A 13,817-nucleotide genomic window follows, 5' to 3' on the forward strand; every position below is an offset into this window, starting at 1 on the left:
GCCGGCGGGGCGAGCCGGCGGGGCGACCATGCCCGCTTCCTCGTCGCCTTCCGGTGCCGCCGGCGCCGCTGCCGGGTGTTCGGTGATCCACTTCAGCGACAGCAGCTTGCCGATGGTACGCAGCAGGAGATCGTGGTCGACGGGTTTGGCGAGGAAGGCGTTGACGCCGGCGTCCATGCTCTTGCGTTCGTCCTCGGCGCCCGCGCTGGCGGTCACGGCGATGATCGGGAGCTTAGCCCACCCCGGCATCCGGCGTATCTGCCGTGTGGTCTCGTTACCGTCCATCACCGGCATCATGACGTCCATCAGGATCAGGTCCGGCTTGAAGCTGTCGAGCAGGACCAGGCATTCGAGCCCGTTCGTGGCGGCGGCCACGATGAATCCGGCGTCCTGCAGCAGGTCCAGCATCATCGCGCGGTTCTGCGGCACGTCGTCGACGACGAGCAGGCGCTTGCGCTCACCCTCGTAGCCGAGCGGGGTCGGTTGCGGCGCCACGGCGACCGGGCCGCTGGTCGCCACCGGCACGGTAATCTCGAACCAGAACGTGCTGCCCTTGCCGGGCTCGCTGACGACGTCGACATTGCCGCCCATGAGACGCACCAGTTGCTGGCTGATGGCGAGGCCCAGGCCCGTGCCGCCCTCGCGCCGCTGGGCGGTGGCCACCTGTTCGAACGGCTGGAAAATGCGCCCGAGCTGTTGGGCCGTCATGCCGATGCCGCTGTCGGCCACTTCGAAGCGCAGCCGCGCTGTGCCTTGGTTGTCCTGGCTTGCCAGAGGTGCGGTGGGCGATGCCGGCATGACGCGCAGGGAAACCCTGCCGCTGTCGGTGAACTTCACCGCATTGCCCAGCAGGTTGAGCAGCACCTGGCGCAGGCGCGTTTCGTCGATCGTCACGGCCGCCGGCAGGCCGGGCGCGAGTTCACAGCTGAACGCCAGGCCTTTTTCCTCGGCCTTGACGCGCATGATGTTGGCCAGGACCTGCAGAAACGTGCCGAGATTGACGGCGGCAGGGTGCAGCGCCATCTTGCCGGCCTCGACCCGCGCGAGGTCGAGGATGTCGTTGATGAGGGTGAGCAGGTGCTGGCCGCTTTCGTGGATGGTGTCCAGGCCGGACGACTGGCGCTCGGTCAATTGAGGGCGGTCGCGTCCCAGCAGGTGGGCATAGCCGATGATGGCGTTGAGCGGGGTGCGCAATTCGTGACTCATCTGCGCCAGGAACTGACTGCGCTGACGGGCCAGCGCGACCGCCTCGGCCAGTGCCGTTTCGCGTGCCGCCTCGGCTTGCTTGCGTTCCCGGTCGATGGCGGCCAGTTGTTCCATGCGTTTCTTGTTGGCGCGGAGGTCGGACCAGAAACGCAGCACGCCCAGCGACAGGCCGAGAATACCGCAGCTGATCCATGCGGTCACCAGCCAGCTCAGTAGGGTCGTTTTCGAGATCCATTTTCCCCGGAACTCGATCTTCCGCATCTCTAGCGTCAGCGGTTGTCCAATGGCGCTGTTGTCTTCTATCGACAGTTCCACGGCCGTGACGTGGTCGAGCTGGACATGGCTTTTGGACATCGGAATCCGGCGTGAGAACACCCACCAGTCCGCGGTGCGCAACGCATTCATCGGGATGGTGAATCCGGGCTGGTCGGGAACGTCGAAGATCACTTCGTTATACCGCTGCGAACTCCAGTCGCTCTGCGTGGAAAACTCCGGTTCGAAATTCATCAAGTGAAGCTTGACGACATGCCGGACCTGGCCCGTATAGCGCACGTCGAGTGTAATCGTATCGTAGCCGCTGAGGTCGACGCCCTTGACCGGGTCGCCCATCCGGAATTGCAAGTTACAGAATGGATACTTGGTTGCGGCCCCCAGATGGCAATGCATGATGATGGCATCCCTGGTGACGGCCAGTGAAGCGACCGAATTGCCGGGCGGGTTGTCGCCGCGCGGGCTGTTGTGGTCATCGGTCACCACGGCGTGATACGGATGCTGCGGGGAGATCTCGAGGGAGTGCGTCATCCCGTAGTGCTGCCAGACCAGCAAGACAGGGGTTGCGAGCACTAATAGAATGATCAGGAGGTAATTTATCCTGGTCAAGCGGGAGAGCCACTGATTCATGTTCGTACCGATTGGAAATCGGACAAGGTGGATTCAGTATATACCCAAGCAATACCCTACTGGTCTTTCCTGCAGCGAAGCGCAAGCGCCGCAACGTGTTCCTGTCGCAACGTGTAGCCATGCGCCGAAACGGCAGCCCTTCCAGCCAGGCGTCATGCCGGCGGTACCGCGTCCTCGGCCCGGAAGCGTGCCACGAAGGCTGTGAGCTGTTTCGAATGGTAGCCCTGCGCCAGCGCGTCCAGGCGGCTCGCGAAAGGACCATAGGCCGTGTCGAGCCCCCGCAGGTAGGCGRCCTGCTCGCGGATCTTGCGCATGTTGCCGATCTGCGCCAGCTGCCAGAGTTCCTCGATCTCTTCGGCCGGCGGGGCGACGATGTCCGCTGCCTCGTCGCCTTCCGGTGCCGGCGCCGCTGCCGGTTGTTCGGTGATCCACTTCAGCGACAACAGCTCGCCAATGGTGCGCAGCAGGGCGTCGTGGTCGATGGGCTTGGCGAGGAAGGCGTTGGCGCCGGCCTCCATGCTCTTGTGCTCGTCTTCCGCACCGGCGCTGGCGGTCACGGCGACGATCGGCATGTCGCGCCAGCCCGGCATCCGGCGTATCTGCCGCGTGGCCTCGTTGCCGTCCATCACCGGCATCATGACGTCCATCAGGATCAGGTCCGGCTTGAAGCTGTCGAGCAGGACGAGGCATTCCAGGCCGTTCGTCGCCGCGGCCACGATGAAACCCGCATCCTGCAACAGGTCGAGCAACATCGCGCGGTTCTGCGGTACGTCGTCGACGACGAGCAGGCGCTTGCGCTCGCCCTCGTAGCCGACCGGTGTTTGCTGGGGCGCCACGGCGGCCGGGCTGCTGGTCGCCACCGGCACGGTAATCTCGAACCAGAAGGTGCTGCCCTTGCCCGGTTCGCTGACGACGTCGATATTGCCGCCCATGAGGCGCACCAATTGCTGGCTGATGGCCAGGCCCAGACCGGTGCCGCCTTCGCGCCGCTGCGTGGTGGCCACCTGTTCGAACGGCTGGAAAATGCGACTGAGCTGTTGGGCGGTCATGCCGATGCCACTGTCGGCCACTTCGAAGCGCAGCCGTGCGGTGGCCTCGCCTTCGGTCGGCGGTGCCGGCAGCACTCGCAGGCAAACCTTGCCGCTGTCGGTGAACTTCACCGCGTTGCCCAGCAGGTTGAGCAAGACCTGGCGCAGGCGCGTTTCGTCGATCGTCACGGCCGCCGGCAGGCCGGGCGCGAGTTCACAGCTGAACGCCAGGCCTTTTTCCTCGGCCTTGACGCGCATGATGTTGGTAAGGACCTGCAGGAACGTGCCGAGATTGACCGCGGCCGGATGCAGGGACATCTTGCCGGCCTCGACCCGCGCGAGGTCGAGGATGTCGTTGATGAGGGTGAGCAGGTGCTGGCCGCTTTCGTGGATGGAGTCCAGGCCGGACGACTGGCGCCCGGTCAGTTGGCTGCGGTCGCGTCCCAGCAGGTGGGCATAGCCGATGATGGCGTTGAGCGGGGTGCGCAATTCGTGACTCATCTGCGCGAGGAACTGACTGCGCTGGCGCGCCAGTGCGACGGCCTCGGCCAGTGCCGTTTCGCGCGCCGCCTCGGCTTGCTTGCGTTCCCGGTCGATGGCGGCCAGTTGTTCCATGCGCGTCTTGCTGGTTTGCAGGTCGGACCAGTAGCGCAGCAGGCCCAGCGACAGGCCGAGAATGCCGCAGCTGATCCATGCGGTCACCAGCCAGCTCAGCAGGGTTGGCTTCGAAACCCATTTTCCACGGAACTCGATCTTCCGTACCTCGACCGTGAAGGATTTGCCAATGGCACTTGTGTCGTCCGCCTGCAGTTCCACGGCCGTGACGTGGTCGAGGCGGACATGGCTCTTGGCCATCGGAATCCGGCGTGAGAACACCCRCCAGTCCGCGGTGCGCAGCGCATTTATCGGGATCGTGAATTCGGGTTGGGAGGGAACATCGATCAGTACTTCGTTGAACCGCCGCGAATCCCAGGCGCCTGACGCGGAAAATTCCGGTTCGAAATTCAACAGGTGAAGCTTGACGGCATGTCGGCACTGGCCGGTAAAACGCATGTCGAGCGCAATCGTATCGTACCCGCTCAGGTCGACACCCTTGACCGGGTCGCCCATCCGGAACAGCAGGTTGCAGTATGGGTATTTTGCGGCGCCTCCCATCGAGCAATGCATCGTGATGGCATGCTCGGCGACGGTCAATGAAGCGACCGAATTTCCTGCGGAGGGGTTGCCGCGCAGGTAGTGTCGGTCATCGGTCACCATTGCGCGATACGGGTGCTGCGGGGAGATCTCGAGGGAGCGCGTCATCCCGACATGCTGCCAGACCAGCAAGATGGGGGTAGTGAGCACTAACAGGATGATCAGGAGGTAATTCATCCTGGTCAAGCGGGAGAGCCATCGGTGCATGCGCGCACCGATTGGAAATCGGACCGGTGATGCCGTCATCGGTGCGAGCTTCATGCCGGTGGGACCGCGTCCTCGGCCCGGAAGCGCGCGACGAAGGCCGCAAGTTGCTTGGAATGGTAGCCTTGCGCCAGCGTATCCAGGCGGTTCGCGAACGTCGCATAGGCTGGATTGCGGCTACGCAGGTAGCTGGCCTGCTCCCGGATCTGCCGCATATTGCCGATCTGCGCCAACTGCCAGAGCTCTTCGATCTCCTCGGCCGGCGGGACGACCATGGTGGTGTCGTCCGTATCCGCCTGGGTGGAGGGCTGGGCTGCCGGCTGTTCGGTGGTCCATTTCAGCGATAGCAGCTTGCCGATGGTGCGCAGCAGGGCGTCCTGATCGATGGGCTTGGCGAGGAAGGCGTTGACGCCGGCTTCCATGCTCTTGTGCTCGTCTTCCGCGCTGGCGCTGGCGGTGACGGCGACGATCGGGATGTCGCCCCGGCCCGGCATGCGGCGTATTTGCCGCGTCGTCTCGTTGCCATCCATTACCGGCATCATGATGTCCATCAGGATCAGGTCCGGCTTGAAGCCTTCGAGCAGGACGAGGCATTCGAGGCCGTTCGTGGCGGAGGCCACGATGAAGCCAGCGTCCTGCAGCAGATCCATCATCATCGCGCGGTTCTGCGGCACGTCGTCGACGACGAGCAGCCGCTTGCGCTCGCCTTCATAGCCCACCAGCGTTTCCTGCGGCGCCACCGCGGCCGGAGCGGCGGCGGCCACCGGCACGTCGATTTCGAACCAGAACGTGCTGCCCTTGCCGGGCTCGCTGACGACGTCGATATTGCCGCCCATGAGGCGCACCAGTTGCTGGCTGATGGCCAGGCCCAGGCCGGTGCCGCCCTCGCGGCGCTGGGCGGTCGCCACCTGTTCGAATGGCTGGAAAATGCGACTGAGCTGTTGGGCGGTCATGCCGATGCCGCTGTCGGCCGCTTCAAAGCGCAGCCGCGCGGTTGCCTGGCCGTCCTGGCCTGCCACTGGTTCGGTGGGCGATGCCGGCATGACGCGCAGGGAGACCTTGCCGCTGTCGGTGAATTTCACCGCATTGCCCAGCAGGTTGAGCAAGACCTGGCGCAGGCGCGTCTCGTCGATCGTCACCGCAGCCGGCAGGCCGGGCGCGAGGTCATAGCTGAACCCCAGGCCTTTTTCCTCGGCCTTGACGCGCATGATGTTCGCGAGGACTTGCAGGAACATGCCGAGATCGACGTCGGCAGGGTGCAGCACCATCTTGCCGGCCTCGACCCGGGCCAGGTCGAGGATGTCGTTGATGAGGGTGAGCAGGTGCTGGCCGCTCTCGCGGATGGTCGCCAGGCCGGAGGCCAGCCGTTCGGTCAGGTGAGCGCGGTCGCGGCCCAGCAGCTGGGCATAGCCGATGATGGCGTTGAGTGGGGTGCGTAATTCGTGGCTCATCTGCGCGAGGAACTGACTGCGCTGGCGCGCCAATGCGACGGCCTCGGCCAGCGCCGCTTCACGTGCCGCCTCGGCTTCCTTATGTTCCCGGTCGATGGCGGCCATTTGTTCCAGGCGTGTCTTGCTGGCTTGCAGGTCGGACCGGAAGTGCAGCAGACCGAGCGAGAGTGCGAGTACCCCGCAGACGATCCATGCAGCCACCAGCCAACTCAGCAGGGTCGTCCTCGAGATCCATTTTCCGCTGAACTCGATCTTCCGCAGCTCCACCGTGATGACTTGTCCCGTGTCACTGTAGTTGTCCGTCGACAGTTCCACAGCCGTGACGTGATCGAGCCGGACATAGCTCTTGGACAGCGTGATCCGGCGCCAGAATTGCCACCAGTCCGCAGTGCGCAAGGCATTCATCGGGGCCGTGAACGTGCGCATGGCGGGGATATCGATCAGCAACTCGTTGAACCGCTGGGAATTCCAGTCGCTCAGCGTGGAAAACTCCGGTTCGAAATTCATCAGGTGAAGCTTGAGGGTATGCCAGCCTCGGCCCGAATAGCTCAGGTCGAATGTAATCGTGTCGTACCCGGAGAGGTCGATGCCCTTGACCGGGTCGCCCATCTTGAATCGAAACTTGCAGTACGGATATGAGGTGGCTGCTCCCAGATGGCAACGCATGACGAAGGCATCCCTGGTGATGGTCAGCGTGCCGACCGAATTGCCATACGCGGTATTGCCGAGCGTGGTGTCGCGGTCATCGAGCACGATGACGTCATAGGGATGCTGCGGGGAGATTTCGAGAGAACGCGTCATCCCGTAATGCTGCCAGACCAACAGGATGGGGGTCGCCAGCACTAACAGAATGACCAGGACGTTACTGATCCTGGTCGAGCGGGAGAACCATTGGTTCATATACGTACCGATCGGAAATCGGACAGATGATTCAGTATATACCCAAGTAATGCTCCGCCGTAATGATTTCGCGTGTCCAGCGTGGCGGTCAGGCCGGTGGAACTGCGTCCTCGGCTCGAAAGCGCGACACGAAGGCGGCCAGCCGCTTTGAATGGTACCCCTGCGCCAGCGCGTCCAGGCGGCTCGCGAAAGGACCATAGGCCGGGTCGAGCCGCTGCAGGTATGCCGCCTGCTCGCGGATCTTGCGCATGTTGCCGATCTGCACCAGCTGCCAGAGTCTTTCGATCTTGGTGAGCTCCAGCGTACCGACCGAGTTACCGTTTGCGTGCCTGCCGTGCGTGTTGTCGCGGTCGTCGATCACACTGACGTCATGCGGGTGCCGCAGTGAGATTTCCAGGGTACGCGTCATCCCATAATGCTGCCAGGCCGGCAGGATGGGCGTCGCCAGCAGGAGCAGAATGACCAGGATGTAAAGATCCTGGTCGAGCGGGAGAGCGACTGATTCATGGGCGTACCGATTGGAAATCGGACAAGGATGATTCAGTATATACCCAGGCAATACTCCTATGTAACTACGTTGGCGCTTCGCCGGCGTTTTCGTTTTACAACATGTCGACGAATGCCGTCACGGCGGCGGCAAACGCGTCCGGCTGTTCCACTGCACCCAGGTGCGAAGAGTCGGTGAGCACCTGCAGCCGCGCACCCGGAATGCCTGCCGCGAGCGTGCGCGCCATGTCGATGGGCGTGCCCTGGTCGAGTTCCCCGGCCAGCACGAGCGTGGGCACGGCGACCTCGCCCAGACGCGCCGACGTGTCCACGCCGCCCACGGCCGCGCAGCAGCCGACATAGCCTTGCGGGTCCGTCGTCACGAGGCGCTGGCGGAAGCGGGCCACCGTGGCCGGATGCGCGGCGCGGAACGCCTCGTGGAAGTAGCGCGCCATGACGGCGTCCGCGATCGCGTCTATACTCTGATCGCGCACGGTCGCGATGCGTTGCTCCCATATGGCGCGCGCCGCGTCCGGATACCCCGACGTCGTATGCGCCAGCACGAGCGCGCCGACCAGTGCCGGATGGCGCAGCGCCAGTTCCTGACCGACCATGCCGCCCATCGACAGGCCGATCCACACGACCGGGCCCGTGTCGAGTTCGCGCAGCAGGCGCGCGGCGTCGTCCGCGAGGTCGGCCATCGTATACGGGCCGGCCGGCGCGTCCGAGCTGCCATGGCCGCGGTGGTCGTAGGCGATCACCCGGCAGTCGGCGGCGAGACGGTTCGCCAGCGCGTCCCACATCGTCAGGTCGCAGCCGAGCGCATGGCTCAGCACGATCGTGTGGCGCGGGCGCCTGCCGCTGCGGGGTGCGCGCACGCTGTAGTGCAGGGCAGGGTGACTTTCCGAGCGTCCTGCGCGCCCGACACCGGGATGCACCGCATCCAGCGGCGACGCCGGCTCGAGCGCATAGCCGATCTGCGGACCGACTTCGCGCAGGATCGCCGCCGCGTGCGCGAACGCCGTGTTGGCGGCGGGGACGCCGGCATAGATCGCGGACTGCATCAGCACTTCCTTCAGCTCGTCCGGCGTCAGGCGGCTGTCGGCGTCGCCCAGCAGCGCGGCGCGGACGTGCAATTCGTACTCTTCCCAGCGGCCGAGGGCAATGGTGATGGCGAGCACGATCGTCCGGCGCGTCTTGCGCGCCAGGCCCGGGCGGTCCCAGATGTCGTGCCAGGCATAGCGCGTGATGAAGTTCTGGAAGTCGGCGGTGAAGCTGTTGGCGTTCGCCAGCGAGCGCTCGACCCAGGCGTCGCCGAGGACGGCGCGGCGTTGGTCGAGGCCACGCAGCAGGTCGTGGTCGAGGGGATCGAAGCTCATGATTCCTTGTCGAAGGCGGCCAGGTCGGCGCGCAGTTGTTCGAAACGGTGGGCTGCCAGCCGGCGGGCGGGTGCGGTCGCGGCGACCGGATCGAAGATCGCGTCCAGATCGCCGGGGGCGAGCCGCGCCAGCGCCGGATCGGCGGCGATGGCCGCGCGCGCCACGTCGCGCAGGTGGCGTTGCTCCGCGACGGCCGTGCGCGTCATCGCCTCGACGGCCGCGTGGGCGGCAGGACGGCCGATGGCGCCCGCGAGCCGGATGGACAGCGCTTCGGCCGCCACGAGGCCCTGCAGGGCATCGATGTTGGCGCGCATGCGGTCCGTGTCGACCGTCAGGCCGGCGAACGCCTCGTTCAGCGCGCGCAGCGCGCCGTGAGCCGACAGGAACAGCGTGGGCCACTCGGCCAGTTCCGCCTGCCAGTTGCCGAGGCCGCGCTCATGCTGCTGGCCCATCGCCGCGAGCAGGGTGGCCGCGTGCTGCGGCGTGCGCGTGGCGGCGGCCAGCGTGATCAGCGCCGACACCGGGTTGCGCTTGTGCGGCATCGCGGACGAGCCGCCGCGGCCGCCGCCGGACGGTTCGGCCAGTTCGCCGACTTCGCCCTGGGCCATCAGCGCCAGGTCGGCGCCGATCTTGCCCAGGCTGCCCGTCAGCAGCGCGACCTCGAGGCCCAGGCGCACCCATTCGTCGCGCTGCGTGTGCCAGGCGGCGGACGGCGTCCTGAGCCCCAGCGCCTGCGCCATGCGCCCCGCGACGGCCGGGCCGCGCTCGCCCATCACGGCCAGGGTGCCGACGGCGCCGCCCAGCTGCAGTTGCAGCGCGTCCGCGGCGGCGGCACGCAGGCGCGCGCGGGCGCGCACGAGCGGCGCGAGCCAGCCGGCGACCTTGAAGCCGAAGCCCGTCACCTGGGCGGGCTGCAGCAGCGTGCGCGCCAGCACCGGTGTCGCGAGGTGGGCCTCGCCCAGTGCCAGCAGGTGCGCGCACAGGGCGGCAAGCTCGCCGTCGAGCAGGCGCAGCGCGGTGCGGGTGGCGAGCACCATGGCGCTGTCCTGCACGTCCTGGCTCGTGCTGCCCCAGTGGACGACGGTGGCCGCCTCCGCATCGGCCTGCGCGACGAGGCGCGTGAGTTCCTTCACGAGCGGGACGGCCAGCGTGCCCGAGCGGCGCCCGGCCGCGACGAGGGCGGCGATGTCGAAGCGATCGGCCCGGCAGGTGGCGGCAATGGCCTGCGCGGCCGTGCGCGGTAGCAGGCCTTCGTCGGCCTGCGCCGCGGCCAGTGCCGCCTCGAAGTCGAGCATGGCCTGGACGAGGGCCGCGTCGTCGAACGCGGCGATCATCCCGGGGGTGCTCAACAGGGTGTCAAACAGCGAAATCGTCAAGATGTCTCCTGTAGGGTGGGCACTCCTGCGCCCACGCGTGACGTATGCGATGTGTTGGCGTTACGCGTGGGCACGGGGTGCCCACCCTACGGTCAACGATAGTCAAAAAACACCGTTTCCTTGTCGGTCTGCATCCAGATATCCCAGCGATACGTGCCGTCGCCATCCTTGCGCGCGACGAGCGTAGCACGCCGCGCGGCCGGCACCTGCGCCAGGATGGCCGACTGGTCCAGCGTGGCGTCGTCGTCGAGGAAGACGGCCGTGAACTGGTGCTTCGTGAGCCCGCGCGCGAACACGGTCACGTAGGCGACCGGGGCGCCGGCCGCCGGAGCGCCGGCCGCCGGAGCGCCGGCGGAACGTGGCGGCACCGACAGGCGCAGGCTGAATTCGCCCGCGCGGCCCGTGGGCGTGCGGCGAAAGCCGGGGATGTCCTGCTGGCCTTCCGCGGCGGCGGCCTCCGGCAGCCATGCCTCGATCTGCGCGTCGTCGATCGGGTTGCCGTCGCCGTCGTACAGGATACCGTGGACGATGATCGTTGGCGCACCCGTTTCCAGGCGCGTGGCGGCGCTTGCGTCCACCGCCCATTGCCAGGCTTCGTGCGAGAACGGGCCGATGGTCTGCGAGGTCGTGATCTTGTGGTCGTGGTTGCTCATGCTTGCTCCTTGCCGCTTGTTCCTTGCGTTTACAGGCCGAACGGCGTGGCGCCGCGGCCGCGCAGGACGATGTCGAATTCATAGCCCAGCATCGCTTCGCCCACCGTGTGCTCGAGCGAGAAGCGGGAAATCAACCGCTGGCGCGCCGCCTCGTCCGGGATGCTGTTGAAGATCGGATCGTACGGGAACAGCGGGTCGTTCGGAAAATACATCTGCGTGACGAGACGTTGCGCGTACACGTTCCCGAACAGCGAGAAGTGGATGTGGGCGGGGCGCCAGGCCTTGTCGTGGTTCTTCCACGGGTACGGTCCGGGCTTGATGCTGACGAAGCGGTAGCGGCCGTCGTCGTCCGTCATCATCTTGCCGAAGCCGAAGAAGTTCGGGTCGAGCGGCGCGTCGTGGTTGTCGCGCTGGTGCCAGTAGCGGCCGGCGCTATTTGCCTGCCACACTTCGATCAGCGAGTTGCGCACCGGCTTGCCGTCCTCGTCGACGACCCGGCCCGTCACGACGATCTTTTCGCCCAGCGGCGCTTTCTCGCCGCGGCGGGTGAGGTCCGTATCGTGCGGCAGCAGGACGCGCGGGGCGGGATCGATGTTGCGGCTGACAGGGACGGGAGCCGCGATGCGCAGCGCGGGTTGCAGCGGTCCGCGCTTGACCGTCGATTTGTAGGCGGGATGGATGAGGTCCGGCCAAACGCCGGGCGCGACTTCGTCGAATTTCACGGTGGTCTCCAGATGTCGTAAGGTTGTGCGAGCCAGGCCATCGTAGGAAATGGGCCCATCCCGGACAAGACGGGGAGAGTGGATGACTTCCGCTATTCGCACGCTTTGTGCGATACTCGCACAAATTCGCATCTTTTTGCACATGGACCCGGACGACACGACGCATACGCCAGCCAAACGCGACATGGTCGCGGGGCTCGACAAGGGCCTGCAGGTCATCGAGGCGTTCGACCAGGAGCGCTCCCGGCTGACGATCGCCGAGGTGGCCGAACGCACGGGCCTCACGCGCGCGGCCGCGCGGCGCTACCTGCTTACCCTGACGGCGCTGGGCTATATGCGCCACGAGAACAAGCAGTTCACCCTGACCCCGAAGGTGCTGCGGCTCGGGCAGTCTTACCTGCATTCCGCCCGGCTGCCGCGCATCGCCCAGCCATTGCTGTACCGGCTCGCGTACGCGCTCGGCGAGGCGGCGTCCGTCGGGGTGCTGGACCACGACGACCTCGTGTGCGTGGCGGCTGTCAGCGCCGGCCAGCTCATCTCGGCCACGTTGCAGCCGGGCACCCGCGTACCCGCGTACTGCACGGCGAACGGCCGCATGCTGCTCGCGAGCCTGGCGCCGGACCAGGTCGAACGCTTCCTTGCGCGCGCCAGGCCTGAGTCCATCACGTCGCACACCATCGTCGACCGCGCGCGCCTGGCGCAGGAGATTGCATGGGCGCGCGAACGTGGCTACGCGCTCGTCGACCAGGAACTGGAACTGGGCCTGCGCACGATCGCCGTGCCCGTCAAGAATTTCCGCGGCGAYGTCGTCGCGGCGATGAACATCAGCGTGCATGCGGGCCGCATGGACGCCCTGCAGATGGTCGAGCGCTGCCTGCCGGCGCTCATCAAATACCAGGTCGAGCTGAACGCGCTGCTGTAGCGCGCCGCGTCAGATGCCGTGCAGGCTGAGGGCGCGCACGGCGCTCCTCAGCTGGGCGTGCAGCCACGCGCGCTCGTCGTCCGTCAGATCCGGGAACATGGTGTGCTCGACCTCGCGCACGACGTCGTCGCAGCGCTGCAGTATGGCCAGGCCGTCTTCCGTCAGGCTGATGCGGATGATGCGGCCATGCTCCGGATCCGGGGCGCGCGCGATCCATCCCTTCGCCTCCATCGCTTTCACCATCTCGTTCGCCGATTGCGGCGACATCATCGTGCGTTCCGCCAGCTGGGCGTTGGAGATCGTGCCCAGGGCGCGGAACACCGACAGCGCCGTGTAGTGCGGCACGGTCATGCCCAATGGTGCCAGGCCGTCGCGCAAGCGCTTGTTCAGGACGTGGTCGAGCCGGCCCACGATGTAGGCGAGGCCGGAAGGCTTGGTGTCGGCCGGAGCGGTCGGGAGCGGTTTTTTCGAAGGCATGAAAATTGTTCTTGTCAAAGCGTGAGGGCAGGTCTAGTATAAGTACCATATCAGGCTACCTGATAACTTCCTCACACATTAGGAGACATTGTATGTCCAAATACGAAGGCCGTTGGCAGACCGTGAAGGTCGATGTCGAGAACCGGATCGGCTGGATCACCCTGAACCGCCCCGAGAAGCGCAACGCGATGAGCCCCACGCTGAACCGTGAGATGATCGACGTGCTCGAGACCCTGGAACTGGACGACGACGCCGAGGTGATCGTGCTGACGGGCGCCGGCGACGCGTGGACGGCCGGCATGGACCTGAAGGAATACTTCCGCGAGACCGACGGCAAGCCGGAAATCATGCAGGAGCGCATGCGCCGCGACTGCTCGCAATGGCAGTGGAAACTGCTGCGCATGTACAGCAAAGCCACCATCGCGATGGTCAATGGCTGGTGTTTCGGCGGCGCGTTYTCGCCGCTCGTCGCCTGCGACCTCGCCATCGCGGCCGACGACGCCGTGTTCGGGCTGTCTGAGGTGAACTGGGGCATCCCGCCGGGGAATCTCGTGTCGAAGGCCGTGGCGGAYACGATGGGCCACCGCCAGGCGCTGCACTACATCATGACGGGCGACACCTTCACCGGCAAGGAAGCCGCGGCGATGGGACTGATCAACAAGAGCGTGCCGAAGGACGAACTGCGCGCTGCCGTGATCGCGCTGGCGGCCAAGCTGCTGGAAAAAAATCCGGTTGTGCTGCGTTACGCAAAAGTCGGTTTCAAGCGCTGCCGSGARYTGACSTGGGASCAGRRCGAGGATTACCTGTAYGCGAAGRYSGACCAGTCCAACCACCGYGACCCGGAGAAGGGCCGCAAGGAGGGCCTGAAGCAGTTCCTGGACGACAAGACGATCAAGCCCGGCCTGCAGAGCTACAAGCG

Annotated in this window: 11 protein-coding genes; 2 read left to right on the forward strand and 9 right to left on the reverse strand. The window is 66.0% G+C overall.

Features of this window, described 5'->3' with window-relative positions; genetic code table 11:
* The 8 genes from AC1DYX_RS18375 to pcaH form a co-directional block, all read right to left on the reverse strand.
* Positions 1-2,007 (reverse strand): ATP-binding protein (locus AC1DYX_RS18375; RefSeq protein WP_477261392.1); only part of this gene is annotated, 2,007 nt, incomplete at its 3' end.
* Positions 2,008-2,258: 251 nt separating this feature from the next.
* Positions 2,259-4,436 carry an ATP-binding protein gene (locus tag AC1DYX_RS18380; RefSeq protein WP_477261394.1) on the reverse strand — a complete coding sequence of 726 codons (2,178 nt, stop codon included), beginning with the start codon at positions 4,434-4,436 and terminating at the stop codon, positions 2,259-2,261.
* 149 nt (positions 4,437-4,585) lie between these two features.
* Positions 4,586-6,784, reverse strand: a complete 2,199-nt coding sequence (locus tag AC1DYX_RS18385) for an ATP-binding protein (RefSeq protein ID WP_477261396.1) — start codon at positions 6,782-6,784, stop codon at positions 4,586-4,588.
* A 187-nt stretch (positions 6,785-6,971) separates the two neighbouring features.
* Entirely contained in the window at positions 6,972-7,292 is a 321-nt protein-coding gene (locus AC1DYX_RS18390; protein WP_477261398.1) for a hypothetical protein, read from the reverse strand.
* Between the two features lie 193 nt (positions 7,293-7,485).
* Entirely contained in the window at positions 7,486-8,748 is a 1,263-nt protein-coding gene (gene pcaCD, locus AC1DYX_RS18395; RefSeq protein WP_477261400.1) for a bifunctional 4-carboxymuconolactone decarboxylase/3-oxoadipate enol-lactonase PcaCD, read from the reverse strand.
* Positions 8,745-10,124: a 3-carboxy-cis,cis-muconate cycloisomerase gene (pcaB, locus tag AC1DYX_RS18400; protein WP_477261402.1), complete on the reverse strand. Its 1,380-nt coding sequence runs from the start codon at positions 10,122-10,124 to the stop codon at positions 8,745-8,747. Before pcaB ends, pcaCD begins: the two co-directional genes overlap by 4 nt.
* A gap of 92 nt (positions 10,125-10,216) precedes the next feature.
* Entirely contained in the window at positions 10,217-10,777 is a 561-nt protein-coding gene (locus AC1DYX_RS18405) for a peptidase associated/transthyretin-like domain-containing protein (protein WP_477261404.1), read from the reverse strand.
* A 29-nt stretch (positions 10,778-10,806) separates the two neighbouring features.
* Positions 10,807-11,499 carry a protocatechuate 3,4-dioxygenase subunit beta gene (gene pcaH / locus AC1DYX_RS18410; protein WP_477261406.1) on the reverse strand — a complete coding sequence of 231 codons (693 nt, stop codon included), beginning with the start codon at positions 11,497-11,499 and terminating at the stop codon, positions 10,807-10,809.
* Positions 11,500-11,641: 142 nt separating this feature from the next.
* On the opposite strand from pcaH, the gene AC1DYX_RS18415 reads away from it, so the two are divergent.
* Positions 11,642-12,421 carry an IclR family transcriptional regulator domain-containing protein gene (locus AC1DYX_RS18415; RefSeq protein WP_477261412.1) on the forward strand — a complete coding sequence of 260 codons (780 nt, stop codon included), beginning with the start codon at positions 11,642-11,644 and terminating at the stop codon, positions 12,419-12,421.
* 9 nt (positions 12,422-12,430) lie between these two features.
* Here AC1DYX_RS18415 and AC1DYX_RS18420 read toward each other — a convergent pair whose 3' ends face one another.
* Entirely contained in the window at positions 12,431-12,898 is a 468-nt protein-coding gene (locus tag AC1DYX_RS18420) for a MarR family winged helix-turn-helix transcriptional regulator (protein WP_477261408.1), read from the reverse strand.
* Between the two features lie 92 nt (positions 12,899-12,990).
* Between AC1DYX_RS18420 and AC1DYX_RS18425 the strand changes: the two genes are divergently transcribed.
* On the forward strand, positions 12,991-13,817 hold an 827-nt coding region (locus AC1DYX_RS18425), incomplete at its 3' end, for a p-hydroxycinnamoyl CoA hydratase/lyase (protein WP_477261410.1).

This window comes from Massilia sp. P2_C2, from assembly GCF_056404615.1.